Annotated in this window: 21 protein-coding genes and 1 pseudogene; 6 read left to right on the plus strand and 16 right to left on the minus strand. The window is 58.5% G+C overall.

What is annotated here, in order from left to right:
* Positions 1-166 precede the first annotated feature (166 nt).
* The gene (locus RHM65_RS14080; protein ID WP_322165360.1) at positions 167-2,353 is read right to left on the minus strand and encodes a heavy metal translocating P-type ATPase; all 2,187 of its coding nucleotides are present in this window, start codon (positions 2,351-2,353) and stop codon (positions 167-169) included.
* A gap of 80 nt (positions 2,354-2,433) precedes the next feature.
* Positions 2,434-3,015 carry a TetR family transcriptional regulator C-terminal domain-containing protein gene (locus RHM65_RS14085; protein ID WP_322183640.1) on the minus strand — a complete coding sequence of 194 codons (582 nt, stop codon included), beginning with the start codon at positions 3,013-3,015 and terminating at the stop codon, positions 2,434-2,436.
* A gap of 803 nt (positions 3,016-3,818) precedes the next feature.
* Between RHM65_RS14085 and RHM65_RS14090 the strand changes: the two genes are divergently transcribed.
* A complete protein-coding gene (locus RHM65_RS14090; protein ID WP_416194711.1) occupies positions 3,819-5,489 on the plus strand; it encodes an MFS transporter in 1,671 nt (556 codons plus the stop codon).
* Entirely contained in the window at positions 5,486-6,685 is a 1,200-nt protein-coding gene (locus RHM65_RS14095) for an HlyD family secretion protein (protein ID WP_322165357.1), read from the plus strand. The genes RHM65_RS14090 and RHM65_RS14095 overlap by 4 nt, the downstream gene beginning before the upstream one ends.
* On the opposite strand, the gene RHM65_RS14100 is transcribed toward RHM65_RS14095, so the two are convergent.
* The 10 genes and pseudogenes from RHM65_RS14100 to RHM65_RS14140 all read right to left on the minus strand — a co-directional run bounded on the left by RHM65_RS14100 (position 6,669) and on the right by RHM65_RS14140 (position 17,559).
* Positions 6,669-8,285, minus strand: a complete 1,617-nt coding sequence (locus tag RHM65_RS14100; protein ID WP_322165356.1) for an inorganic phosphate transporter — start codon at positions 8,283-8,285, stop codon at positions 6,669-6,671. The two genes, RHM65_RS14095 and RHM65_RS14100, sit on opposite strands and share 17 nt — an antisense overlap.
* Before the next feature lie 104 nt (positions 8,286-8,389).
* Positions 8,390-9,409, minus strand: a complete 1,020-nt coding sequence (locus tag RHM65_RS14105; RefSeq protein ID WP_322183642.1) for a transporter — start codon at positions 9,407-9,409, stop codon at positions 8,390-8,392.
* Between the two features lie 94 nt (positions 9,410-9,503).
* Complete coding sequence (locus RHM65_RS25360) at positions 9,504-10,217, minus strand: methyl-accepting chemotaxis protein (protein WP_416195139.1); 714 nt, start codon at positions 10,215-10,217, stop codon at positions 9,504-9,506.
* Between the two features lie 219 nt (positions 10,218-10,436).
* A pseudogene (locus RHM65_RS25365) lies at positions 10,437-11,129 on the minus strand (methyl-accepting chemotaxis protein); the annotation flags it as partial.
* Between the two features lie 193 nt (positions 11,130-11,322).
* Positions 11,323-12,144: an aldo/keto reductase gene (locus tag RHM65_RS14115; RefSeq protein ID WP_322165353.1), complete on the minus strand. Its 822-nt coding sequence runs from the start codon at positions 12,142-12,144 to the stop codon at positions 11,323-11,325.
* A gap of 328 nt (positions 12,145-12,472) precedes the next feature.
* Positions 12,473-13,900: an efflux transporter outer membrane subunit gene (locus tag RHM65_RS14120; protein WP_322183644.1), complete on the minus strand. Its 1,428-nt coding sequence runs from the start codon at positions 13,898-13,900 to the stop codon at positions 12,473-12,475.
* Positions 13,897-14,808, minus strand: a complete 912-nt coding sequence (locus RHM65_RS14125) for an efflux RND transporter periplasmic adaptor subunit (RefSeq protein ID WP_322165351.1) — start codon at positions 14,806-14,808, stop codon at positions 13,897-13,899. The genes RHM65_RS14120 and RHM65_RS14125 overlap by 4 nt, the downstream gene beginning before the upstream one ends.
* Positions 14,805-15,014, minus strand: coding sequence for a DUF1656 domain-containing protein (locus RHM65_RS14130; RefSeq protein ID WP_322165350.1), 210 nt, complete (start codon positions 15,012-15,014; stop codon positions 14,805-14,807). Before RHM65_RS14130 ends, RHM65_RS14125 begins: the two co-directional genes overlap by 4 nt.
* The gene (locus RHM65_RS14135; RefSeq protein ID WP_322165349.1) at positions 15,011-17,095 is read right to left on the minus strand and encodes an FUSC family protein; all 2,085 of its coding nucleotides are present in this window, start codon (positions 17,093-17,095) and stop codon (positions 15,011-15,013) included. The genes RHM65_RS14130 and RHM65_RS14135 overlap by 4 nt, the downstream gene beginning before the upstream one ends.
* On the minus strand, positions 17,092-17,559 hold the full coding sequence (locus tag RHM65_RS14140) for a MarR family winged helix-turn-helix transcriptional regulator (RefSeq protein ID WP_322165348.1): 468 nt from the start codon (positions 17,557-17,559) through the stop codon (positions 17,092-17,094). Before RHM65_RS14140 ends, RHM65_RS14135 begins: the two co-directional genes overlap by 4 nt.
* A 189-nt stretch (positions 17,560-17,748) precedes the next feature.
* Between RHM65_RS14140 and RHM65_RS14145 the strand changes: the two genes are divergently transcribed.
* Positions 17,749-18,321, plus strand: a complete 573-nt coding sequence (locus RHM65_RS14145) for a YbhB/YbcL family Raf kinase inhibitor-like protein (RefSeq protein ID WP_322183646.1) — start codon at positions 17,749-17,751, stop codon at positions 18,319-18,321.
* A gap of 226 nt (positions 18,322-18,547) precedes the next feature.
* Here RHM65_RS14145 and RHM65_RS14150 read toward each other — a convergent pair whose 3' ends face one another.
* A complete protein-coding gene (locus RHM65_RS14150) occupies positions 18,548-19,876 on the minus strand; it encodes a heavy metal sensor histidine kinase (protein WP_322171042.1) in 1,329 nt (442 codons plus the stop codon).
* 35 nt (positions 19,877-19,911) lie between these two features.
* Positions 19,912-20,607, minus strand: a complete 696-nt coding sequence (locus RHM65_RS14155) for a heavy metal response regulator transcription factor (protein WP_322171040.1) — start codon at positions 20,605-20,607, stop codon at positions 19,912-19,914.
* A 227-nt stretch (positions 20,608-20,834) separates the two neighbouring features.
* Between RHM65_RS14155 and RHM65_RS14160 the strand changes: the two genes are divergently transcribed.
* The 3 genes from RHM65_RS14160 to RHM65_RS14170 all read left to right on the plus strand — a co-directional run bounded on the left by RHM65_RS14160 (position 20,835) and on the right by RHM65_RS14170 (position 22,939).
* Positions 20,835-21,440, plus strand: a complete 606-nt coding sequence (locus RHM65_RS14160; RefSeq protein ID WP_322165346.1) for a hypothetical protein — start codon at positions 20,835-20,837, stop codon at positions 21,438-21,440.
* A gap of 130 nt (positions 21,441-21,570) precedes the next feature.
* On the plus strand, positions 21,571-22,179 hold the full coding sequence (locus tag RHM65_RS14165) for a cytochrome b/b6 domain-containing protein (RefSeq protein WP_322165345.1): 609 nt from the start codon (positions 21,571-21,573) through the stop codon (positions 22,177-22,179).
* On the plus strand, positions 22,172-22,939 hold the full coding sequence (locus RHM65_RS14170; protein ID WP_322165344.1) for a molybdopterin-dependent oxidoreductase: 768 nt from the start codon (positions 22,172-22,174) through the stop codon (positions 22,937-22,939). Before RHM65_RS14165 ends, RHM65_RS14170 begins: the two co-directional genes overlap by 8 nt.
* 160 nt (positions 22,940-23,099) lie before the next feature.
* Here RHM65_RS14170 and efeO read toward each other — a convergent pair whose 3' ends face one another.
* Together efeO and efeB are read right to left on the minus strand one after the other, a co-directional pair.
* Entirely contained in the window at positions 23,100-23,921 is an 822-nt protein-coding gene (gene efeO, locus RHM65_RS14175) for an iron uptake system protein EfeO (protein ID WP_322183648.1), read from the minus strand.
* Between the two features lie 29 nt (positions 23,922-23,950).
* Positions 23,951-25,261 (minus strand): iron uptake transporter deferrochelatase/peroxidase subunit, encoded by a 1,311-nt coding sequence (gene efeB, locus RHM65_RS14180; protein ID WP_322183650.1) that lies wholly within the window; start codon positions 25,259-25,261, stop codon positions 23,951-23,953.
* Positions 25,262-25,273 lie beyond the last annotated feature (12 nt).

The raw sequence follows: 25,273 nt of genomic DNA on the forward strand, positions 1-25,273 counted from the left end.
CCTGATCGCAGCCTTCGGTGCTCCTACAGAATTTTGTGCATCGCCCGAGTCTGTGGGACCGAGTTTATTCGGGAAGGGTTCAGTCCTGACACGCTGCAAATCTTAAACAGCACAAAGTACCACCCAGTTTACTGCGCGACAGCGCGACCCCTCCTACAAATGTTGTTTATTTGCCTGACGGCTTCCAGGTTTTTAACAGCAGCGCATTGCTGACCACCGAGACGCTGGACAAGGCCATGGCTGCGCCGGCGATGACCGGATTTAGAAAGCCAAACGCTGCCAGTGGAATGCCGACCATGTTGAAGACGAATGCCCAGAACAGGTTTTGCCGAATTTTCGCGTAGGTCTTGCGGCTGATGTCCAGTGCGGCAGGGATCAGCAGGGGGTCGCCGCGCATCAAGGTGATGCCAGCGGTGTGCATCGCGACGTCGGTGCCGCCGCCCATGGCGATGCCGATGTCCGCAGCGGCCAGGGCCGGGGCGTCGTTGATGCCGTCGCCGACCATTGCCACCACTCTGGTTTTCTTCAGCTCAACCACCATGGCCGCTTTGTCCGCCGGCAGCACTTGCGCATGCACATCGGCGATGCCCAGCGCTTGGGCCGCCCAGTGGGCGCTGCCTTGGTTGTCGCCCGTCAGCAAGTGGCTGCTGATGTGCCGCGCGGTCAGTTCCTTGATGGCCTGCTCGGCGCCAGGCTTAAGGGTGTCACCAAAGGCGAATAGCCCGAGTACTGCGGGCGTAGGACCCACCTCAATCAGCCAGGACAACGTTTGACCCTCGGACTCCCACGCCTGTGCGTCGGCGGTCATCCCCGCCATGTCGAGTCGGTTTTCTTGCAAAATCCGCTGGCTGCCCAAGGCCAATGACCGACCGTCTACTGTTCCGGTGATGCCCCGACCGGTCAACGACTGGCTCGCGGTCACTGAAGCGACCGGCAAATGACGCTCTTTGCAGGCGTCCAAAACGGCTTTGGCCAAGGGATGCTCACTGCCCAGTTGCAGCGCGCCGGCCCATTGCAGCAGCTGCTCTTGATTGCCATCCACTGCAGACACGTGGCTGATACGCGGTTTGCCTGAGGTTAAGGTCCCGGTCTTGTCGAGGACCACGGCCGTTACTTCGTGGGCACGCTCCAAGGCTTCGGCGTCTTTGATCAGAATGCCAAAACGCGCGGCCACACCGGTCCCGGCCATGATCGCGGTGGGGGTCGCCAACCCCAAGGCACAAGGGCAAGCTATCACCAACACCGCCACAGCATTGATCAGCGCGACTTCCATAGGGACGCCCACCCATAACCAACCCAGCAGGGTCACAATGGCAATCAGCAGTACCACTGGAACGAAGATTTCGCTGACTTTGTCCACCAGCTTTTGGATCGGCGCCTTGGCGGCTTGAGCGTCTTCGACCAGACGAATAATGCGCGACAGCACCGATTCGGCGCCGATGGCCGTGGTTTTAACCCGCAGCCGACCTTCGCCATTAATCGCGCCGCCGGTGACTTTATCCCCAGGCTGTTTGAACACTGGCAGGCTCTCGCCACTGATCAACGCTTCGTCGGCGTGGCTTTGGCCTTCGATCACCTCACCGTCAACTGGAAAGCGCTCACCGGGTTTGACTGACACCACATCGTTCAAGCGCAGAGCGCTGATAGCCACGTCTCGTTCCTGACCGTCGACGATTTGAATGGCGCGTTCGGGACGCAGCGCTTCAAGGGCGCGGATGGCCCCGGCGGTTTGCCGTTTCGCGCGGCTTTCCAAGTATTTGCCCAGCAGTACCAAGGCGATCACCACCGCCGACGCTTCGAAATACAGGTGCGGCATCTCGCCCGCTGCGGTTTTGGCCCATTCGTACACACTAAGCCCGTAACCGGCGCTGGTACCCAATGCGACCAGCAGGTCCATGTTCCCGGACTTGGCCCGGACGGCTTTCCACGCGGCGATGTAGAAGCGCGCGCCGAAGATGAATTGCACCGGCGTGGCCAAAGCAAACTGCACCCAGGGCGCCAACATCCAATGCACGCCGAACGGCTGCAACAGCATCGGAATCACCAGTGGCAATGCCAGGATAATCGCCAGCAGTAACGTCACGCGTTCAGTGTGCAGGTGTTTTTGTTGTTGTTTCAGGGTGGTTTGTCGGTCTTCGATCGGGCGCGCGCCGTAGCCGGCGTCATCGACCGCAGCAATCAATGCCGCCAGATCAGTAGCGCCGACAAACTCAATCCGGGCGCGCTCAGTGGCGAGGTTGACGCTGGCACTCTTGACCCCGGCGACTCGGTTCAGCGCCCGCTCGACACGGCCGGAACACGAGGCACAGGTCATGCCTGAGATAGAGAGGTTGGCGGTGGTGGACGCGATCATCACTGGGGCTCCATGAGTGATTTGACCCACGCAGCATCAACCTTCCCCTTAGGTTAAGGTCAAGGGTCTTTTTTAGTGTTTTATCGGAGAATGGTCGCCACTAGAGTGCGACGGAACCGGGTCATCGGCAGCACGCTACGGTCGGCCTTGGCCAGAATCGTTGCGCCTTGCAACGAAGCAACGATGAATGACGCCATATCCGTAAGGTCGATGTCCTTGGAGAGTTCGCCGGCTTGTGCGGCATCGCTGAGGCACAAAGCGATTTGTCGTTGCACTTCATTGAAAATCTCGACCACACGCAGACGGATGATCTCGCTGTGCATGCCGATCTCGACCCCGAAATTGCCGATCAAACAGCCATTTTCAACGCCATGGGCTTCCAGGCTGCTGATGTTGGCGTCGATATAGGCCAACAGCCGCGCAGTCGGCGTAAGGGCCGGGTTACTCAAGGTCTGATCGATGATCTTTGCCGTTTCCTCAAACGACAGGTCAAGAATCTCCAACCCGAATGCTTCTTTAGACGCAAAGTGGTTCGTGAACGAGCCGTTGGGCACGTTAGCGGCGGTGGTGATGTCACGCACGCTGGCGTTGGAAAACCCACGCTCGTGGACGACGCGCAGCCCTTCAGTCAGTATTTTTTCGCGATTCGATAGTCTGCTCATGGCGAATAATATGATCGTCCACATAAAAACCGTCAAGGCGGGGTTAGGGGCCAAAAGCCCCGTTCTGTAGGAGGCGCCGCGACGTCTTCGGCGCCGCGCTGTCACGCAGCAAACTGGGCGGTACTTTGTATGGCTTGAGGTTGCAGCGTGTCAGGACTGGCGCCTTCCCGAATAAATTCGGTCCCACAGTTTTTCGCGCAATGCACACATTTGTAGACGCTGCCGAAGGCTGCGACAAGGGCCGAAGGACCTTCGCCAACAAGTTGGCTCAGATGGCCGCCTCCCTGTAGATCGCCAGTGAATTGAATATCGAATTGCGGGAAGAGGCCCCGTGAAACCATGCGGCCGAACGCAGGCGTTGCGCAGGGGGTAACGAGGCAAGGATGCCGAGAAAGCCGTGCGCGGCCAGGGACGGCCGCTCACGGCGACCCCCGGAGCAACGCCGGAGTGAGGGAAGACCGAGCCTAAGCGAGGGCCCGCATGGTGGGGCAAGCGTTTTGGGGGACCTTTTGGGCGTTCCCGCGTTTGAAAAAGGTGCCTCGCTGTAAAAGCGAAACCATAAGATCAGCACCCACAAAGGCCGGATATACACACGGAATACAGCGCCAACCTGTTTGAGGTTGATGAGAGCCAACTTTTGCGAGGCTTTATCAGCTAAGCCGCATCGCCAACACGTAGGCTCTACAGATTGAACCACTCGCTGACAATTTAGCTCCCACACACTACGCTTAGGCCCACGCTTCACTGATCTGGATTTACTCAGTTCATTGCTATTTGAGCAGGGCATCCATCAGGCGCATTTGATGAACGAATACACCCCCCATAATTGGGCGCCGCACGAGCGTCCGGCCATTCCCGGCTCGCCCTCGACGCCGTTGCATCCAACGGGCAAGCGCGTGGCGTTCGCGCTTGTCGGGGTGATTGTGGCGTTGACCGGTGGCTTGGGAAACGCCTTGGTCGTGGCCAACTTGCCCTACCTGCAAGGCTCGCTTGGGGCGACTACGGAAGAAATTGCCTGGCTACCCGCCGCTTACGTCATGACCAACGTCTCGATGAACCTGCTGTTGGTGAAGTTTCGCCAGCAGTTCGGTTTGCGTGCGTTTACTGAAGTGTTTCTGGTGCTCTACGCCTTGGTCACGTTCGGCCATCTGTTCGTCAACGACTGGAGTTCGGCCATCGCCGTGCGTGCAGCCCACGGCATGGTCGGTGCAGCGCTCAGTTCATTGGGCCTTTATTACATGATTCAGGCGTTCCCGCAGCGGTGGCGAACCAAGGCCTTAGTGCTGGGTTTGGGTATGTCCCAATTGGCGATTCCGCTGGCGCGATTGGTGTCTGAAGATTTGCTATTGATCGCCGAGTGGCGAGGGCTGTACCTGTTTGAACTGGGCATGGCCTTGCTGTCGTTGGGCTGTGTGCTGCTGCTCAAATTGCCGCCGGGTGACCGCTTCAAAGCCTTTGAACCGCTGGATTTTCTAACCTTCGGCTTACTCGCTCCAGGCTTCGCGTTGCTCTGCGCGGTGTTGTCGTTAGGCCGGATTGACTGGTGGCTGGAAGCACCCTGGATCGGTATTGCCTCGGCGGCCTCAATCGTGCTGATTGTTGCCGGACTGGCCATCGAACATAACCGGGCCAGACCGTTGCTGATTACCCGTTGGTTGGGCAGCGGGCGGATTATTCGTCTGGCGCTGGGAGTGATCCTGAGTCGTATCGTGTTGTCCGAACAAGCGACCGGCGCTGTGGGTTTTTTGCAGGCGCTGAACATGAGCAGCCAGCAAATGCACACGCTGTACCTGATGATGTTGTTTGGCAGCGTCGCAGGTCTGGTGGTGAGTGCGTTAACCATCGATCCGTTGCACTTGTTCAAGCCACTGATCATCGCCTTGGCGATCATGGCCGTGGGCAGTGGCATGGACAGTTTTTCCAACAGCCTTACCCGGCCATCGAACATGTACTTGAGTCAGTTTTTACTGGCCTTTGGCGGCACGTTTTTTCTCGGACCCACGCTGGTATTGGGCCTGAGCGGGGTGATTGCCAACCCGCGCAATATCGTCAGTTTTTCAGTGTTGTTCGGCATCACCCAAAACATCGGCGGCTTGATTGGCGCTGCCGCCTTGGGCACGCTGCAAATCGTCCGGGAAAAGTTTCACTCCAGCAATATCGTCGAGCACCTGACCCTGATTGATCCACAAGTGCAGGCCCGGTTGCTCAGTTCCACCAACAGCTATGCGTCGTCTATTGCGGACCCCTCGTTGCGAAATCTTCAGGGCATTCGTGCGATTGCTGCTACCGCTACCCGGGAAGCTAATGTGCTGGCGTATAACGATGTGTTCATGACCATTGCGCTGGTGGCGGTACTGACCATGATCTGGGTTTTCGCCCGCAGTATTTGGCTGATGTTTACCACCCAGCCGCTTGATGCGCCTGCACCGCCACAACCGTCTTCCGTTCACTCTAATGGCGCCGAACTTTCATGACCGAGCCTAATACCCCTGTATACGCGCCGCCCGCAGCCGCCACAGGTCCGGCGCCTGCACCGATCATTGCGTCGCCGACCAGCCAGCCACGCTCGTTGCGGGTGCGAATTGTCTCGTCGGTGATCTTCGGTTCGGTGGCCCTGGCCGGGGTGTTGATCGTGCTGTATGCCTGGCGATTGCCGCCCTTCACCAGCGCCATTCAGCGTACTGAAAATGCCTTGGTTCGGGGCCAGGTCACGATCATTGGGCCGCAACTGAGCGGGTATGTGTACGAGGTCCCGGTACAGGACTTCCAATTTGTGAAGTCCGGGGATTTGCTGGTGCGGCTGGACGACCGTATCTACAAACAACACCTGGATCAGGCGTTAGCGCAACTGGGCGTACAAAAAGCGGCACTCGCCAACAACCTGCAACAGCGGCGCAGCGCCGACGCAACCATTCTGCAACGCCAGGCCGCGCTGTCCAATACCATGGCCCAGGTCGACAAAAGCGCTGCGGATTTACGCCGCAACGAAGCGTTGATCTCGGATGGCTCCGTGTCCAAGCGCGATTTGGACGTGACCCGTGCGGATAACGCACAGGCGGTCGCCGCCGTGGCTCAGGCAAAGGCAGCGCTGGAAATATCCCGTCAGGATTTACAAACCGTGATCGTCAATCGCGGTTCACTGGAGGCGTCAGTGGCCAACGCCGAGGCCGCCATTGAGCTGGCGCGGATTGACCTGTCCAATACTCGGGTAATCGCGCCACGGGACGGGCAGTTGGGGCAAATTGGTGTGCGTCTGGGAGCCTACGTCAACTCTGGCGCGCAGTTGATGGCGCTGGTGCCGGATCGTCTGTGGATCATCGCCAACATGAAAGAAACGCAGATGGCAGGCGTTCGCTTGGGTCAACCGGTGACCTTCAGCGTCGACGCGTTGGATGATCAGAAGATGCAGGGCAGGGTGCAGCGTATTTCACCGGCCACCGGCTCGGAATTCAGCCTGCTGCCAGCGGACAACGCCACCGGCAACTTCGTCAAGATCGCCCAGCGGATCCCGGTGCGGATCACCGTCGAACCCAACCAACCATTGGCGAAACGCTTGCGGCCGGGGATGTCAGTGGTGGTGAGTATCGACACCAGCCAGAGCGGCGACGTACCGCCGGACCCAGCTGATGACGATCAAGCGCAAGGCGACCCACTCAAAAAATCTGAGTAAATAACCAGTACAGTGAACCGGAAAGCACCATCGCCGCTGGCAGCGTTAATACCCACGCCATGGCCAGGTTGCGCAGGGTGCGCATTTGCAGCCCGGAACCGTTGGCGACCATGGCCCCGGCAACGCCTGATGACAACACGTGGGTGGTGGAAACCGGTAACCCATACATGTCCGCTGCGCCGATGGTGACCATCGCCACCAATTCAGCCGACGCGCCTTGGGCGTAGGTCAGATGGGTTTTGCCGATCTTCTCGCCAACGGTCACGACGATCCGTTTCCAGCCCACCATGGTCCCCAGGCCCAGCGCCACCGCCACCGCGATTTTCACCCACAGCGGGATGAAGCGCGTGGCAGTGTCGATCTGCGCCTTGAACTGCTGCAACTTGGCTTGGGTGTCAGCGTCGAAATTTCCGACCTTGTTCGCGGTGATCAAGCGAATCGTTTCTGAAACCAGGTACATGTCATTTCGTACGTTGGCCGTGGCCTCGGCGGGTACTTTCGACAGCGAACCGTAATCGCCCACTTGAATTCCGATCTTACCGGTCAATACGGCCAAGGCCGGGACCAACGTTGGCGTCACCTGTTTGGTGCGCACATAAGTCGTCAGCTCTTGGCGAGGATCGGCGGGCGCTGGCTGGGTGACACTTTTGCTCAATGCCAGCTGCGTAACCTGCGCCACGGCTGCGAATTGCACCGATTGGTCAGCCGGCATGGCGCGGTTCAACGCGTAGGCCATGGGCAAGGTACCCACCAGAATCAGCATGATCAGGCCCATGCCTTTTTGGCCGTCATTCGAGCCGTGGGCAAATGACACGCCGGTGCAGGTCAGAATCAGCAGGCCACGAATCCACAGCGGAGGCGGCGCATTGCCTTCTGGTGCCTTGTACAGCGCACGGTTCTTGATAAACACGCGCATCGCCACCAACAGCAATGCCGCAAATGCAAAGCCGACCAAAGGCGACAACAGCAGCGAATAGCCAATCTTGATTGCTTGGCTCCAATCGACACCGCTGGTGCCGTCGCGGCCATGCATCAGGGCGTTAGCCACGCCGACGCCGATGATCGAGCCGATCAACGTGTGGGAAGAAGACGCCGGAAGTCCTAAAAACCACGTGCCCAGGTTCCACATAATCGCCGCGATCAGCAGAGCGAAAATCATCGCAAAACCGGCCGATGAGCCGACCTGCAATATCAACTCGACGGGCAATAACGCAATGATGCCGAACGCCACTGCGCCGCTTGACGTCAGCACGCCGAGGAAGTTGAAACAACCTGACCACGCCACCGCAAAGTTGGGCGGCAGCGAATGGGTGTAGATCACCGTCGCCACGGCGTTGGCGGTGTCATGGAAACCGTTGACGAATTCAAACCCCAGCGCGATCAATAGCGCCACGCCCAACAACAAAAACGGCGTCCAGGTGGTTACCACCGTGCCCATGTCATCGACGTCGTGCATCAGGCTGTAGGCGGTAAACAACAAACCGCTGCCAAGCACAGCGAAAAACACGATCCAAGTGAGCAAGCTCGGTTTACGGTCTATACGCGGTCTGGAGCCAGAGGCCTGGACCAGCGAGTCCGGCGCCAAGGAGTTGCTGGGCATGATGTGAAGTCCTATTCATTGGAGTTCACTCAATGATCATTACAAAATGTGACAAATTTGCGATGCCATGGACGCCTACCCGCCGCCGGTCTGAAATGCGTTGTTCAAAAAACATCTCGCTTGCGAAATGCCCAACGCCCGGCGAGCAACGTAAAGGTCGCGACCAATGCCACCAGCACCCAGAAGCCCTCTGGATCAGTGGCCAGTGGAATGCCGCCGACGTTCATACCGAAGAAACCGGCAATGATGTTGATGGGTAGCGCAAGGACAGTGACCACGGTGAGAGTGAACAAAGTGCGATTGCTTTGTTCATTGAGCTTGGCGGCGATTTCTTCCTGCAACAATTTGATTCGCTCGCCCAGTGCGATGAGGTCGCTGATCACCAGCGCAGATTCATCGGTGGATTGGCGCAGCTCTTGAACATCAGCATCCAGCAACCAGGCGGGTGGTCGATTGAGCACGCGCATGAGTGAGCTCGGCTCGAGCGCCAATAGCCGTTGCAAGCGGACCAGCACCCGACGCATGGCGCCAAGGTCCGCCCGGTTTTCGCTCAGCCTTGACGACAATAATTGGTCTTCGATCTTGTCGACACTGAGCGTGGTCTTGCGCACGATCTGCTCAAGCACTTCGCCCTGATCACGCAGCAAGTGCGTGAGTAATTCCAGTGGTGAGCGAAAGCATTCCCCGCGTTTGACCGAATGCCGCAAGCGATCCACCGAATGCAACGGCTGCTGGCGGGCGCTGATCATTAGATGACTGCGGGTACATACCCACAACGTCGAGATGTCCGAAGAGACCATGCCGAAGTCGAACACAACGTCATTGACCACCGCCAGCAACGAGGCGTCAACGTGTTCGATGCGGGTCGAGCGCGAACCTTCGTGCAGCGCTTGGAAAAACTCCTCCGGCAATTCCAGATTGGATTTCATCCAGCGTTGGCATGCCGCGTGGGCCAGGTTCAGGTGCAGCCAAATGAACGCCTCAGGGTCTTGAGGGGTGTGCAAACAGTCCAGCGCGGTTGCCGAATCAATTTCCTGGCCGCGCTCGCCCGGTCGAAAGCGAAATCCGTAAATCAGGCCAAACAGATCTGAATCCTGACGGGTGTGCGCAATGCGTTGATTCATGGGGGCTCGCTGACCGTGAAGCGCCTGTCAGGGGCACAGGCTCGCCAAGGTCGCATCATCGCAAGCGCTTATTACGGTTTTGTTACCTTTCAAGTCAGGCGCTCAAGCGAGCCGTCACTTCATTTAGCTGACCCGACAAACCGTGCAAGTTTCGGCTGGCTGTTTCTGTGCGTTTTACGTTGTCCTGGTTCGCGTTGGCGATTTGGGTGATTTCGCTCAAGTTGCGTGAGATGTCTTCGGCGACGGATGTTTGTTCTTCTGCGGCCGTGGCGATCTGACGGTTCATGTCGCGGATAGCTTCCACCGCTTCGGTGATGCGGTGCAGCATGACACCGGCTTCGGTGACTTGCTGGACGCTTTCTTCGCTTCGGGATTGACCGTTTTCGATGGCCTTCACCGCTTCGACGGCACCGGTTTGCACGGTGCTGATGATTTGATTGATCTCGGCGGTGGACGCGGCGGTGCGTTGCGCCAGGCTGCGAACTTCGTCGGCGACCACTGCAAAACCACGGCCTGCGTCGCCGGCACGCGCCGCTTCGATGGCGGCATTCAGCGCCAGCAGGTTGGTTTGCTCGGCGATGCCGCGAATCACTTCGAGCACCTTGCTGATACGGCCGCTGTCGGTTTCCAATTGGCGGATGACTACCGCGGTATTGGAAATTTCCCCGCGCATATGGGTGATCGCAGTAATGGTGCTGCGCATCACCTGTTCGCCTTGTTGGGCGCTATGGTCCGCGTGGTCGGCGGCGGTGGCGGCTTGAGCTGCGTGGCGGGAGACTTCCTGAGCGGTAGCAGACATTTCATTCATCGCGGTGGCGACTTGATCGGTACGGTCGAATTGCTCGGTGGTGCCCTGGGATATCAACTGCGCAATCGCGCTTAGCTCGCCACTGGCGCCGTCCAAGTCCGATGCGCTGCGTTTCAGGCTGCTAAAAGTTTCAGCCAGAAAATCGCGCAGGGTGTTGGCGGCAATCGCCAGACGGCCCAGCTCGTCCTGGCGCTCAGCATTGACGCGTTGGCCAAATCTGCCCTCGCTCAGTTGGGCGACGTACTCGATCAAGCGTCGAATCGGATCGATCAAGTTCCGGTTGAGCAGCCATAAGCTCAGCAGTCCGATGATTAACCCAGATCCGAGCATCACCCCGATACCCAATAAAATGGTCCGGTTCGCGTCAGCACTGATCAGTTCGGATTGTTGATTGCCTTGTGTTCGTAACTGCTCCACCAGCGTGCTCATTTCTTCGCTGGTAGCTCGGTCCATGCCTTTGACGGCGGTATCACCTACCGTCGGGTCGCCGTTGGCAGCCACAAAGGCATCTCGGCCTTTCAAATAATTGGTCCCCAGCACGCGATGGCTTTCCCGCAGTTTTTCAATGCTGGATTTCAACTCAGGATTGGCGCTGGTCTGCGTGATGAGCTGACCCAGAATAGCTTGTACTTGAACTTGGCGTTCGTCGAACTGGCCCCAGTATTTGGTCAGTTCGACAGGCTGCTTGCCGCGCAACAGGACGTTCTTCCACTCCTGAACCTGAATCTTGAACTGAAGGTTGGCTTCATCCAGCAATTGCGAGGTGTGCAGCGGCCCATCGACCAACGCTTTGTAGTCCTGCACGCCGCTGGACAGGAAATGAAAGCATGCCAACGCAATCAACAACATCGCTAACAGGCTGCCGCCGAGCAACGCCAAAATCTGAGCTCTGAGGGATTTTTGCAAGAACATGGGCGGTATCTCGTGGCCAGGGACGAAAGCATTCCACGCCTGGAACGGCGCGCGACGATGACATCCCTGTCCCTTCGAACTCGGGATATCCCGCTGCTCGGAGGCTTATTACCAAGAGAGTCGGCTGACACCGGGGATTCTTGAATCCATTTGAATAGATAACATTCCCTCCCGCGGCAGGCCTAACGGGCACTCATATCATCGCCAACTGTTGTTTGCGCAGGGGCGTCGGCCAGGCACTCTCGATAGCACTCAGATCGGCGTCGCTCAACACCCACTGCGCCGCTGCTGCATTCAGGCGCAAGTGTTCGGGATCGACTGCTTTGGGGATGGCGATCACCCCCGGATGGCGCAGGACCCAAGCCAGGCAGATTTGCGCGGGCGTGGCGTTATAGCGGGCAGCGATGTCCCGTAGCACCGGACTTTTCAACAAACGTCCGCCTTGGGCAATCGGCGAATAAGCCATCAGTGGCATGCCGTTGGCCTCGCTCCATGGCAACAAATCGAACTCGATACCGCGCTGCTCAATGTTGTACAACACTTGGTTGGTGGCGCAGGCCGGGTCGTTGAGTTCCAGCAGGTCTGAGACGTCGAAATTGGACACACCCCAACGGCCGATCTTGCCCACCTCCCGTAACCGTTCGAAGGCTTCGGCGGTTTCTTCGAGTGGGTACTGTCCAGGCCAGTGCAGTAAGTACAGATCGATGTAGTCGGTGCCCAGCCGCTGCAGGCTTCGTTCGCACGCCGCCGGAAGTCCTTTGCGGCTGGAGTTATGCGGGTAGACCTTGCTGACCAAGTACACCAGATCGCGTCGCCCGACGATGGCTTCGCCGACCACTCGTTCAGCGTCGCCTTCGGCGTACATCTCGGCGGTATCAATCAACGTCATGCCCAGTTCAATCCCCAGCTGTAGCGCGGCGACTTCGTCTTTTCGCTGGGAAGCGTCTTCGCCAATGTGCCAGGTGCCTTGGCCGATGACTGGAACGGATGAACCAGCCAGATCGAGGGTTCGCATAAAAACCTCCTGCTGATGAGTGATATTGAATCGGGCAGCGGGATCGGGGAGTGGTTCAAAGTTTAAGCGCAAAGCGTTTTCTTGAATGTGACTGGCGCGGGGTTTTTGGGTGTCTATCCGGCTTTTGCGCAATCCGGCATTCAACTCACGATCTGCAGGAACCCACGTGTTGGCGAAGGTCTTACTGAAGTTCTATGTTTGCCGCGCGACAGCGCGGCGTCGAAGACGTGGCGGACCTTCCTACAAAAAACTGTGCATCACCGATATCTGTGGGACCGAATTTATTCGGGAAGGCTTGCGTCCTGACACGCTGCACGCAACGACCCGTTCACTTGTTACGCGCACTCTCCCAACCACCCCCCAACGCCAGGAACAAATCGATCTGGCCCATGGCGACTTGGGTATTGGCTGACGCCAGTTGCGCCCGTACATCGGTGTAGGTGCGGGTGGCTTGTAGGTCGGCGAGGAATGAAGCGCGTCCGGCGCGGAAGAAGCGGTGTGTTTGTTCCGCTGCCTGTTGCGCCGATTGTTGGGCATCTGCCAAGGCGTCGCGGCGTTCCAGCAGGGCGGTGTATTGCGCCAGGCTGGTTTGGGTTTCGCGGATCGCATTCAACACGGTCCCGTCAAAACGCGCCAAGGCGGCCTGGGTCGAGGCTTCGGCTTCGTGAATGCGTGCGCGTGAACCGTTCGAGGGGACGGTCCAGCTCAGTAACGGACCAAAACCCCAACGGTTGGTTGCCTGCTTGCCCAGGTCGTCGAGGATACCCACGGTGCCGATCGTCGCGCCGATGCTGATGTCCGGGTACAACTCCCCCGTGGCCACGCCGATATCGGCCGTCGCAACCGCGAGTCGACGTTCTGCCTGGCGCACGTCGGGCCGACGTTTGAGCAGCGCGGCGCCATCACCCACCGGCATGACCTGCGCGATGTGTGGCAGTTGGGCGCAGGTCGCAACACCAGCCGGCAACTGGTCGAGGGGTTTGGCCAACAACATCGACAACCGAAATAACCCGGCTTGGCGAGTGGCAGTGTAGCGGGGCAGCTCGGCGCCCAAGGACTTGAACTGCGTTTGCGAACGCGTGACCTGGGTCTCATCACCACGGCCGGCATCGCGAAGACGCTGGGTCAGCTTCAAACTTTCCCGCTGTAGATCCAATGATTGCTGGGCGATTCCCTGTTCTTCATTGGCCGCGCAGACTTGAGCGTAGGCCCGCACCACATCGGCGACCAAGGTAATTCGCGCGGTGTCGGACGCAGCCTGGGTCGCATCGGCATTGGCCTCAGCGGCCTCGATACCGCGTTGCAGCGTGCCAAACAGGTCGAACTGATACGAGGTACTGATGCCAACGTCACCGACATTGGACACCGGGACTTTTTCAGTCAACAGATAGGCTTCGCCTGACTCCTGCAAACGCTGCGCGCCGAGTTTCACGCTGCTGTGGAAGCCGCCGGCCGCCTGGGCTTCTTGAACCTGCATGCGGGCGCGTGAAAGATTAGCTGCCGCGACCCGCAGGTCGGTGTTGGTGGCCATGGCTTGCTGAATCAACTGATTAAGGCGCTGATCCTGATACAGCCGCCACCAGTCTTGCTCCACCGGTGCGGAGATCACATCGGCGCCTTTGCCCGCCAACTCGCCCTGTAAATCCGGGCGATTGAGGGCGGCGTCTTTGGGCAGGTGGTAATCCGGACCGACGAATTGGCAGGCCGACAACATCACGCTCAGCGCGAGGATCGTGAGACGGACGCCGGGCTTCATTTAGCGGCGTCCTTGTCTTTGGCGTCGTAGGCGGCGAGGTCGGCGTCGTTGATCATCGACACGGTTGCGGTGCGCCCGGCAATCATGCGGAAGTCTTCGGGCACGCTGTCAAAGGCGATTCGTACCGGAATCCGTTGCGCCAAACGCACCCAACTGAATGCCGGATTGATGTTTGGCAACAGGTTGGTACCGCTGCTGCGATCACGGTCTTCGATGGCGGCGACGATGCTTTGCACATGACCGCGCAAGCGGGTGTGGTCGCCAATCACGCGTATATCCACAGACTGGCCGATATGAATGCCGGCCAGTTTGGTTTCTTCAAAATAGCCGTCGATGTGAAACGACGAACCGTCCACCACCGACAACACTGCACGGCCGGCACTGACGAATTCTTGCGCACGCGGCGCACGGTCGTTGAGGTAGCCGTCTACCGGGCTGCGAATCACCGAGCGATCCAGGTTTAGTTGCGCCGCGTCCACTGCCACTTGGGATTCGCCCAGCGCTGCCAGGCCTCGGGCCTCGCGGGACTGACTTTCTTCCAGTTGTTCTTGGGCGACCAGATTACCCAGGCCCCGGTTACGTTTGTTTTCGCGACGGGCCTGTTCGTAGGCCTCCTGGCGTTCCGCGACCGTGGCTTGCGCCTGGCGCAGGGCCAGACGAAAACGGTCCTGATCGATGACGAACAGCACCTGGCCTTTGCTCACCACCTGGTTATCCACAACGTCCACGCGTTGGATCAGCCCGGAAACGTCCGGGGCGATCTGAACGATATCGGCGCGGATGTGCCCGTCCCGGGTCCAGGGCGCGAACATGTAGTACATCACCATGCGCCAGACAACAACGGAGGCAAAAATCACAATCAGCAGGGTCAGGACCACGCGGCCCAATGTCAGTAGAGGTTTTTTCATTTCATCAGGTATCGACTGAGAGTATCCACAGCGCCGAGCAGCAGAGCGTATAGACCTACGTTGAACAAAGCCCGGTGCCAGACCAGACGATAAAAGTGGGCGCGATTGAGCAGCGCATGCACCCCCAGGTAGAGTGCGTAGGTGATCGCCATTACGACCAACAGCGTGGGAAGAAAGATCCCACTGATGTCCACATCACCGATCATAACGGCGCTCCATCGAGCCCATAGGGCGGTTGTTCTTCAAATTCGCCCGCCGTCACGATCTCGACGCCAGGCAGCAATGCCAGGCGCAGACCGCTCAGAGCGTGCAGTAAGTGGATACGGGTCGGGTCATCGCCCATCCAGTCAAATGTCATTGAGCGCCTGGCCCGGTCCATGGTTATCAACAGGCCTTTGGGCGCAGGCAAGCGTTCTCGGGCATCAAGGCACGCCTGGAAATAAGCGCTGACGTCATCGATGACCTGCCGCAGCAATGTCTGTGGCACGGGATGAACCCGGGGCAGGTACGCCAGCAAATCCAACAGGTTGAGCGTGACGCGCAGCTCGCGCAGGGCGATGCCGGTGTCTTGCGCGGTGATGGTCAGGCGCGGCAAATGCTGCATCAAGCGGTCGAGCATTTTCACCGCCATTAGCCTGTGCTCATTCAGCGTCCCCGGCTGACTGAGGCTGGAGATGTCACGCCAACCGAAACGCGTCAGGCGCTTGGCGGCAAATTCAACCCCGAACGGCCGCACCACCAAGGTCCAGACAAACGCAAACAACAGGCCGACCGGGCCGGCCATGTTGTTATTGATGAAGACCAGAAAGTCGGTGTCGTAGGCGCCCTGGATGCTGATGAAGGTTGCCGTATTGACCAACGTCAGCAGGGTGCCGAGGTAGAAACGCGGTTGCACGGTCAGCGTGGCGATCCAGATAAAAGGAACCGCGAACGCGAGGACTAGCATCGGGAAGTCGTTGAGGTTTGGCAGCACTAAGAACAGGTACAAACTGGCCAGGATTACCGCCACGGTGGTCCAGAAAAAGAACCGGTAAATCTGCGGTGCCGGATCGTCCATGGCCGCAAAAAAACTACAGGCCACGGCCGCGAGAATCACCGCACTGCCGCCTTCGGGCCAGCCCAGCAGAATCCATAACACCGAAGCGACGATGATCGCCGCGACCCCGGAAAGCACCGAATACAGCATCAAACCGCGATCCAGAAAGGGCGTCAGTCGACCCAGGCGCCAGTGCCGATACACGGCGCGCCATGGGGATTGATCGTCCGTGCGCAGGGCATGTTGCAGGCTGCGGCAGTCTTGCCATAAGTCCACCCATTCACTCAACCGGTACAAGGCGTTGGACAACAATAAATGGTGTCGATCATCGAGTTGTTCCGGGCTGGGTTGCAGTTGCTCAAGCTTGGCGTGTAACGCCTCCCACTTCTCCAGAGAGGCGCTTTTTGGGGTGCCTTTCAACCAGGCGCGGACGTCTTCCAGCGCCGATTGCAGGGGCCCAAGCAGTTCAGGGGTGCGCCGTTCCACTGCCCAAAGGGCGTCGTCCAGCGCATCAATGACCGGCAGCAAATGAATCATCCGACCGCGCAATTCTTTGCTGTTGCGCAGGCTTTGAGGGCGCACGCCTTCGTGGGACAACTGGCCGATCATCAGCTCCAGGGAATTGAAACTGCCCACCATGGCCGCGCGCAGTGAGCCAATCTCTTCGGACTGCTGAGTACGGCTCAGAAAGCGATCGCTATACGCAGAAGCGTCGGCGAACCATTTGTTGGCGGTGTCCATGACCACTGGGGCCAAGTGCCGAGGCCAGAACATGGCGCCAATCACGGCAGCACAGACGATGCCGAGAAAAATCTCTTCGGTGCGCGCTATGGCAATGTCAAACACGGCCATCGGGTTGTCCACCACCGGAAACGCAATCAGCGGCAGGGTATAACCGGCGAGCATAAAGGCGTAGCTATTTGCCGTGCGCAAGTGCAACGAAAGGAACAGCAGTGTTCCGGTCCATAAGGCAATTACAATCGCCAACAGAATGGGGGTTTGCACAAACAGCGGCACGAAAAACACTGCCGCCGCTGCGCCGGCAAAGGTGCCGATAGCGCGGTACAGCGCTTTGGAACTGGTCGGGCCAACAAACGGGCTGGACACGATATACACGGTGGCCATGGCCCAATAAGGCCGAGGCATTTCCATGATCAAGGCGATGTACAACGCTACCATCGACGCGGCGAACGTCCGCACGCCGAAGAACCAGTCACGTGCGGGCGGTACGCTGGCAAAAAAGCCCTTCACGACAACCATTCCGCGTCGTGGTGGTCAGGGTCTTCATGGCCAGCGTCTTCGAACGCGTGCAACACCCGCAGGGTTGCTTCCAAGTCGCTGACTTCAACATTTTTCAGCACCTTGTGGCGCAGGCTTTTCAGTTCGTCTTCGATGGACAGCGCCAGCGTTCGGCCGCTGTCGGTCAGGCTCAAGGATTTGGCGCGGCGGTCAGTCGGGTCTTCGGTGCGCAGGACAATATCGGCGGCACACAACTGATCGAGCAAACGTACCAAGGATGGGCTTTCGAGTCCCGCAGCGTGGGCGACGGTCACTTGGCGCACGCCATCACCCAGACGCAGGATCATCAGCAACGGCATCGCGCAGGCTTCGGAGATGCCGTAATTGACTAGCGTGTTCTGGCAAATCCTACGCCAGTGGCGAGAGGCCGCGACGATGCTCCGGCTGATGCTCATTTGCAGTAAATCTAGGGTCATGGCGTTGCCGGCAGAAATAGTTGAAGGTGATATTATTAGGACGCTAACTAATATCTTGTAACAGTGTTGCTGTGACGTCAACCGGCATTTTTGCGGACTGACGAGATGAATTTGCACAGGGGTCAACAGTCCAACTGTCCATCAGCGGTGCGTGATGTTCCGAATACGTTCAATCGACAGGTGACCTGCATGAGTCGTTCATTGCGAAACCTTCTTACCCGATCTTTGTTAACCGCCGGGAGCATGGCGCTGTGTTTGCAATTCACCGCGCAGGCCGCACAACCGCGCTTCACCCTGGGCATGCCGGACGCTGAAGACAATGCGTTCTTCTCGGCGGATAACGCCGCTCTCGCCAATGGCTGCGGGGGCGAAAACATTTCGCCCGCGCTGTACTGGAGCAACCCGCCCCAAGGCACGCAAAGTTTCGCCTTGGTGATGCACGACCCGGATGGGCAAAAAGGTTTGGGCGTTGATCACTGGCTGCGTTATGGCCTGCCGTTCAGCCTTGGGCAGATCGTGTTGGGGGTCGGCGCCGAATCGAAATTTGAAGGCATGGGCGGCACCAACACCCGCGGCACCACCGATTACATGGGCCCCTGCCCGCCACCGGGAGACAGCCCCCATCACTTCGTGATTCAACTGTATGCCTTGGATTTGGCCCACGATGCGCTGAAGCCCGGCTTGAGCGGTGATGAATTACGCGCTGCCATAAAGGGCCATATCTTAGGGGTGAGCAGCGTGGTGCGGCGGTATCAGCGGTAAGCAGCGAAACCTGTAGATACCGTCTTGTTGGCGAAGGTCCTTCGGCCCTTGTCGCAGCCTTTGGCAGCGTCTATAAATGTGTGCATTGCGCGAAAAACTGTGGGACCGAATTTATTCGGGAAGGCGCCAGTCCTGACACGCTGCAACCTCAAGCCATACAAAGTACCGCCCAGTTTGCTGCGAGACAGCGCCGCGTCGAAGACGTGGCGGACCCTCCTACAGCCCTTCAAGCCGGAAACCCCAACGCAAACCGAATCCGCCCGTTCGCCGGCTGGGTCACTTCAACCCTTCCGCCGTGCAGGTGCATGATTGCCGCGACAATGGCCAGGCCAAGGCCGTTGGAGTCGGAGCTTTGGTGGCGGGAGGCGTCGCCGCGGTAGAAGCGGTCGAAGAGTTTGGTCAGGGACGCTGCGGCCAAGACCGGGCCTTGGTTTTCAACCTGGATTAGCCATTCACGGTGACGTTGTTCGACCACCACCACGATCTCGCTGCCTTCGTCGGCATAGCGGATCGCGTTGGCGACCAGGTTACTCAGCGCCCGCCGCAATAGGATCGGGTCCGCGTGGAGCATGCCGCCGCCCGTGGTGTGGATTGTCAGTTGGCGCTCGTCGGCCAAGCCTTCGAAATAACCGGCCACCCGCTGCATTTCGTTTTCCAGGTTCAACGGTTGCCGCTCAAGCACGGCTTGGGCTTCATCGGCGCGGGCGAGGAACAGGATGCTTTCTACCAGCCGCGAGATACGCTCCAGCTCTTCCAGGTTCGACGCCAACAGCGCCTGGTATTCATCAACGCTGCGGGTCTGCCTTAACGCCACTTGGCAATGGCCCATTAACGAACCTACCGGGGTGCGAATTTCATGGGCCAGGTCGGCGGAGAACTGGGTCAAGCGTTGGTAGCCGTCGGACAGCCGATCAAGCATGGCGTTGAACGCTTCGCTGAGTTGGTGCAACTCAATGGGCGTGTCGCGCCCATCAAGACGGCTATCTAGCCGCGCCGGGGTGATGTCGGCTGCGTGGGCGGCCATCCGTCGTAACGGCCGTAAACCACGGCGCAGCAACAGATAACCGAGCAGGGCGGTGATAACAAACGCCAAGGTCACGGCGGCATAAATGCGTTGGCGGAAACTGGCGAGCATGGCCATTTCTTTGACCATCACATGGGCTGCCACCAACTGCACTGGCGTTCCTTCCGACAGCACTTGGGTCGATGCCGCACGTAACGGCACACCTTCCCGGCTCATGCCACTGCGCAGGTCGCTGTCATTCAAAGGGCGGTCTTGGCCTGCCACGGGTAAATCCGGCAGCGGGGCGTGCAACGGGTTCACGGAAATCACCGGTGGTTTGCCGGGCTCGCCAATAATGAAAATGTCTTCTTCACTGTCGAGCATGTTCTCGAACAGTTGCGGGCTGCTCTTGAACTTGGCCAAGGTCAGGTCGTAACGCAGCAGTTTGCGAAAGTGATCGAGCCGCGCCAGCACTGCGTGGTCGCTGCGCCGCATCACGGTTTCTTTCATCGACTCGTATAAATACAACCCTGCGCCCGCCACGGTAAGCATGGCCACCAGCGCGAACGCCAGCGAGGCGCGCAGGGTCAGGGATGGCTGGCGTCGGGCGCGCACGGTCGTACCTCGCAGACGTAACCGATGCCACGCACGGTATGGATGAGTTTCACCGGATAAGGCAAGTCGATTTTGCTGCGCAGACGTTTGATTGCTACATCCACCACGTTGGTGTCGCTGTCGAAATTCATGTCCCAGACCTCGGAGGCTATTTGCGCTCGGGACAATACATCGCCCTCGCGCCGCAACAGAAGATGCAACAGCGCGAACTCTTTATTGGTCAGGACGATGACCTGTTGCTGACGGGTGACGCGACGGCGCAGTAGGTCCAGTTCCAGATCGGCAATATGGAAATGGTCCGGCTCGCGGACCACGCCCCGGCGCAGCACCGTGCGAATCCGCAACAGTAATTCGGTAAAGGAAAACGGCTTGATCAAGTAGTCGTCGGCGCCCAGTTCCAGGCCGCGAATACGGTCTTGCAGTTGATCGCGGGCAGTGAGAAACAGCACCGGCACATCCTGTTTCGCGCGCAGCACTTCAATGATCTGCCAGCCGTCGATGCCGGGCAGCATGACGTCGAGCACGATCAAGTCGTAACGCTGTTCGAGGGCCATGTGCAGGCCGTCGGTGCCATGTTGGGTCCAATCGACTTTATAGCCGGACTCGCCAAGGCCCTTCTTCAGGTACTCGCCGGTTTTGGTGTCGTCTTCGATCAGCAGAATGCGCAGGGTGTGGCTCCTTCCAACGAGGCGCGTTGGGCATGACTGACGGCGTTGGCTGGGTTCAAGTGCGCGGCGGAACCTGGAGTTTAACCAAGTGTCGGACGAGTGTCGGTGACATTTTTGTCATCCGTTTCGGTACAGGTGGAAATGACAAAAATGTCATTTCCCGGTCATCCTACGCACCGGGTTCAAGGGGGATGATGATTGCCAATTCAACCCAACCAGGTAATGACATGAAGAATGCACTGTCCACCACGTTCGGCCTTCTTTTGCTCAGCGCGGCCGTCATGGCTCAAGCAGCAGACATGCCGGTCGTTAAGCCTATGCGCGGCACCATCGACAGCGTGCAGGCCAACACCTTGAATTTCACTGATCGGGCCGGTAAGCACGAAACCATCGCGCTGACGGACAAAACCGCGATTCGGGTGATTTCAAAAACCGGCCTGGACTCGATCAAGCCTGACAGTTTCGTCGGTTCAGCGGCCACCGCTCAGCCAGACGGTACCTTGAAAGCGCTGGAAGTGACCGTATTCGAAGCTAGCCTTAAGGGCAGCGGCGAAGGTCACTACGGTTGGGAAAATGCCGATGGCAGCACCGGCACCATGACCAACGGCACCGTAGGTAAACTGTCCACCACCAACGGCCGCACCATGACCGTGATGTACAGAGGCGGCGAGAAGCAACTGGTCGTACCGGATGACGTTCCTATCGCCTATGTTCAGCCAGGTGAACGTGCGCAATTGGTCGCCGGTGCGAAAATCGTAGTGTTCCCTGCCGACGACGGTAAAACTGCTCGGGGTGTAGCAGTCGGCAAAAACGGGTTTGCACCACCGATGTAATTCGGATGACGGCGGCGCATAGTCAATACCGCGCCGCACTCTTCGCGAATGAATTTGCTCCCACAGGGAAATCCGTGGGAGCGAATTCATTCGTGAAGGCGTTGTATCAGTTCCCGCGAAGGAGACCGCCATGGGCACTCGACGTATCCACCCCTGGCCGGTGCGACTCACGCATTGGCTGAACGCATTAGGCATGGTTGGCATGTTCATGAGCGGCTGGGGGATCTATAACGCTTCACCGCTTTTCCCCTTCAGCTTCCCCCGTGGAATAACCTTGGGCGGTTGGCTCGGTGGTTCCATTGGCTGGCATTTGGCAGTGATGTGGCTGCTGGTGATCAACGGCCTCATCTACGTGTTGTATGGCGTGTTTAGCCGCCATTTCAAACGCGATCTATTACCTGTCACCCCCAGCGCGGTAAAGCGCGACTTCATCGACGCTCTGCGTTTTCGTCTGGCGCACCAACACGGGCGTTATAACGCAGTGCAGCGCTTGTCCTATTGGCTGGTGCTGGCGCTGGGTGTGTTGGTGGTCTTGTCCGGGTTATCCATTTGGAAACCGATACAGTTTCAGGTGCTGGTCAATGTGTTCGGCGGATATGACTTCGCTCGCTATGTACACTTTGGCGCCATGGCCGGGATCGGCGCGTTTGTCGTCGTTCACCTCGTGTTGGTGCTGTTGGTTCCGCGGACCTTTTTGCCGATGATTACCGGCGGTACTCGGGAGAACTCCAATGACTGACCCCAAGCAGCGTCCGCCCCGGATCATTCTGGAGCCGGCCCAGCAAACGCAATTGTTCAAACTTCAACGCCGCTCGTTCTTGCGCGCCGGCCTGACCCTCGGCGCTGTGTCGATGCTCACCGGCTGCAACTTCGAAGGCGACGACGCCGTGGATAAAACCCTGTGGGCCATGTCTCGCTGGAACGACCGGGTTCAAGCCTGGCTGTTCAGCGGGCAACGCCTGGCGCCGACTTACGATAAGTCGAAAGTCACCAATCCGTTCCCGTTCAATGCGTTCTATGCCGAATACAACGTCCCCGACATTGATCTATCGACCTACAGTTTGGCGGTGTCCGGGCTGGTGCGAGACAAACAAGCCTGGTCCATAGACGGTTTGCGCAAGCTACCGCAACGCACCGACATTACGCGCTTGATCTGTGTGGAAGGCTGGAGCGCCATTGGGCAGTGGGGCGGCGTGCCGTTGCGGACCTTTCTTGAGCACATCGGTGCAGACACCACGGCCAAGTTCGTCGGCTTCAAATGCGCGGACAAGTATTACTCAAGCCTGGACATGCCCACCGCGCTGCATCCACAAACCTTGCTGGCGCTGGATTTCGGCGAAGTGGCGCTGCCGCCGGATTATGGTTATCCGTTGCGGGTGCGAGTACCGACCAAACTGGGGTTCAAGAATCCCAAACATATCGTCGAGCTGTTCGTGACGAATGACTACCCGGGCGGGTATTGGGAAGATCAGGGTTACAACTGGTTTAGCGGGAGCTAACCCAGAACCTGCTGGATCTACACCCGTGGGACCGAATTTATTCGGGAAGCAGTCGGCGCGGTGTTACTGATGTACCGAGTCGCCTATCTTCCGAATAAATCCGGTCCTACAGAAAGTCTGGATCGGCTGCATCTCAAAACAGGATGCAGCCTGTCCGCACTTAGTTCAGACCTAACTTGCCACGCAATGTGGACAGGTCTTCAGCCAAGGTGTTAACCGGGCCAACCATTGCTTTACGGTCTTTGGCGCTGACTTTGTCATACGTCTCGTAGCCGCCGTCCTTGGTTTTGTACTTGACCAGGATTTTGTTGACCGCAGCGAAGTTCTTGTCGACTTTGGCAGCGAATGCCTTGTCTTGCTGTTCGATCTGCGGGTGGAACAGGTCTACGATTTTCTTCGCGCCGTTGATGTTGCCTTCGAAGTCATACAGGTCAGTGTGGCTGTAACGATCTTCTTCACCGGACAACTTGGTCTTGGCCACTTCTTCCATCAACGCAGCAGCACCGCCAACCACTTTTTCGGGTGGGAAGGTCAGGCCAGCAACGCGGGTTTGCAGCTCTTTCACGTCGTTGTTCAGTTTTTCAGCCAGATCGCCGAGGCCATCGGTGGTGTTCTTGGCGAACAGGGTGTACTCGAGGCGGTGGAAGCCGGTGAAGTCAGGGGCATCTACGTTGTCAGCGTGGTCATCGACACGGGAGTCGATGGACTTGTCGAGGTCGTCAAACAGCTCGGCGATGGGCTCGATCGACTCGTAGGAAACGCGAGTGGTTGGGTACAGCTTCTTGGCCGTGGCCAGATCGCCTTTCTTGATTGCGTCGGTGAACTTCTGGGTGTCAGTGCCCAGGGTGTCCAGCTGTTCGGTGACATAAATCTTGTAGTCAGAGACAGGACCTACCAGATCCAACGGCGCCGTTGCCGCGAAAACGAACGGAGTCTGGAGCAAGCCAAGGGTGAGCATCAATGCAAGAGGCGACTTTGTCATGGGACGATTCCGGGTAGGGTTGTTATGAGTCATGCGTTTTTCGTTGAGCTTGAAGCGGCGAGCAGCGAGCGGCCGATGTAATCCTTGTCGCTGACGACACCAGGCAGGGTGAAGAAGTAACCGCCGCCAATCGGCTTGAGGTACTCCTCCAGCGGCTCGCCATTGAGACGGGTCTGTACGGTGATAAACCCTTTTTCCAGATCAGACTGGTAACAGATGAACAACAGGCCCATGTCCAGCTGGCCGTTTTTGCTCACGCCGTTGGAGTAGTTGAACGGGCGACGCAGAATCCGGTTGCGCTCAGTGGCGGCGGTGCGCGGGTTAGCCAAACGGATGTGAGAGTCCATCGGCGTGACTTTGCCTTCCGGGTCGGCGGCGTATTTAGGCTCGTCGCTTTCCCGTTTGCCATCCATCGGCGCACCGGTCACCTTGTGGCGGCCAAAAATGGTTTGTTGTTCTTGCAGCGGCGTCCGGTCCCAGCGCTCAACGAAGTTACGGATGATGCGTACTGCCTGGTAACTGCCGTTCGCGGCCCAGGTCGGCTCGTCGGAGTCGGGTTGGACCCACACCAGCAAATCCATGGCCTTTTGGTCGTTGGAGTCCGGGTTGGCCGAGCCGTCGCGAAAACCCAGAAAGTTACGTGCGCTTTCGGCCGGTTGACCCGGTTTCAGCGGTGCCTGTGGCGGTACGGTGCCTTCCTGCTTCCAGCGCACCAAGAGTAAATCCGGCAAGTTCTTCACGATGTCGCGCAGGGCGTGGATGTTGCTGTCCGGCGTGTTGGAGCAGAACTGAATGCTCAAGTCGCCGTGGCAGCAATCAGGCTCAAGGGCGTCGTTGGGAAAACCGACCATCTCAATCAGGTGCTTGGGTTTTACCGAAGCAAGACCGAAACGCTCATCGAACAACGAGGCGCCTACCGACACTGTGACGGTCAGGTTGTCTGGGGTGACCACCGGGCCAAGAATGCCCGAATCCGTGGGTGGAAACTTAGCGTCGACTTGCGGCACAGTGCCGCCAGTCATGAGAAACGCGATGCGCTCGTTCAACGTACGAAACAGGCGTTCCAGGTCCTCACGGTCAGTCGCCAACACGTCAAACGACACCAGCATGCCGGCAGCCGGGCGCGGGGTGATGATCCCGGTCTGATGACGACCGAAAAAATCGTGGTGATCGTGGGTCTGTTCGCTGTGAGGCGCTTCGGTCACTTTGGCCGCAGTGGCTGCCAAAACGTTGCCGCTCAGGCTCCCGCCGGCCAATGCTGCGCCTGCCGCGCCAAGGCCCATGAGCACTCGGCGGCGTTGAACTGACTCTGGAGCATCTTTGTTCTTTGACTCTTTCATGAGGGTACGTCT

The sequence above is a fragment of the Pseudomonas sp. CCI4.2 genome, assembly GCF_034350045.1.
Taxonomy (GTDB): Bacteria; Pseudomonadota; Gammaproteobacteria; order Pseudomonadales; family Pseudomonadaceae; genus Aquipseudomonas.

Coding starts and splice junctions, on each gene's coding strand:
- RHM65_RS14170 (WP_322165344.1), top strand. CDS start 22,172: ATGACTGACCCCAAGCAGCGTCCGCCCCGGATCATTCTGGAGCCGGCC.
- RHM65_RS14085 (WP_322183640.1), bottom strand. CDS start 3,015: ATGAGCAGACTATCGAATCGCGAAAAAATACTGACTGAAGGGCTGCGC.
- RHM65_RS14160 (WP_322165346.1), top strand. CDS start 20,835: ATGAAGAATGCACTGTCCACCACGTTCGGCCTTCTTTTGCTCAGCGCG.
- RHM65_RS14100 (WP_322165356.1), bottom strand. CDS start 8,285: ATGCCCAGCAACTCCTTGGCGCCGGACTCGCTGGTCCAGGCCTCTGGC.
- efeO (WP_322183648.1), bottom strand. CDS start 23,921: ATGACAAAGTCGCCTCTTGCATTGATGCTCACCCTTGGCTTGCTCCAG.
- RHM65_RS14095 (WP_322165357.1), top strand. CDS start 5,486: ATGACCGAGCCTAATACCCCTGTATACGCGCCGCCCGCAGCCGCCACA.
- RHM65_RS14140 (WP_322165348.1), bottom strand. CDS start 17,559: ATGACCCTAGATTTACTGCAAATGAGCATCAGCCGGAGCATCGTCGCG.
- RHM65_RS14115 (WP_322165353.1), bottom strand. CDS start 12,144: ATGCGAACCCTCGATCTGGCTGGTTCATCCGTTCCAGTCATCGGCCAA.
- RHM65_RS14080 (WP_322165360.1), bottom strand. CDS start 2,353: ATGATCGCGTCCACCACCGCCAACCTCTCTATCTCAGGCATGACCTGT.
- RHM65_RS14120 (WP_322183644.1), bottom strand. CDS start 13,900: ATGAAGCCCGGCGTCCGTCTCACGATCCTCGCGCTGAGCGTGATGTTG.
- RHM65_RS25360 (WP_416195139.1), bottom strand. CDS start 10,217: ATGAATGAAATGTCTGCTACCGCTCAGGAAGTCTCCCGCCACGCAGCT.
- RHM65_RS14165 (WP_322165345.1), top strand. CDS start 21,571: ATGGGCACTCGACGTATCCACCCCTGGCCGGTGCGACTCACGCATTGG.
- RHM65_RS14130 (WP_322165350.1), bottom strand. CDS start 15,014: ATGATCGGTGATGTGGACATCAGTGGGATCTTTCTTCCCACGCTGTTG.
- efeB (WP_322183650.1), bottom strand. CDS start 25,261: ATGAAAGAGTCAAAGAACAAAGATGCTCCAGAGTCAGTTCAACGCCGC.
- RHM65_RS14125 (WP_322165351.1), bottom strand. CDS start 14,808: ATGAAAAAACCTCTACTGACATTGGGCCGCGTGGTCCTGACCCTGCTG.
- RHM65_RS14090 (WP_416194711.1), top strand. CDS start 3,819: ATGAACGAATACACCCCCCATAATTGGGCGCCGCACGAGCGTCCGGCC.
- RHM65_RS14150 (WP_322171042.1), bottom strand. CDS start 19,876: ATGCTTACCGTGGCGGGCGCAGGGTTGTATTTATACGAGTCGATGAAA.
- RHM65_RS14105 (WP_322183642.1), bottom strand. CDS start 9,409: ATGAATCAACGCATTGCGCACACCCGTCAGGATTCAGATCTGTTTGGC.
- RHM65_RS14145 (WP_322183646.1), top strand. CDS start 17,749: ATGAGTCGTTCATTGCGAAACCTTCTTACCCGATCTTTGTTAACCGCC.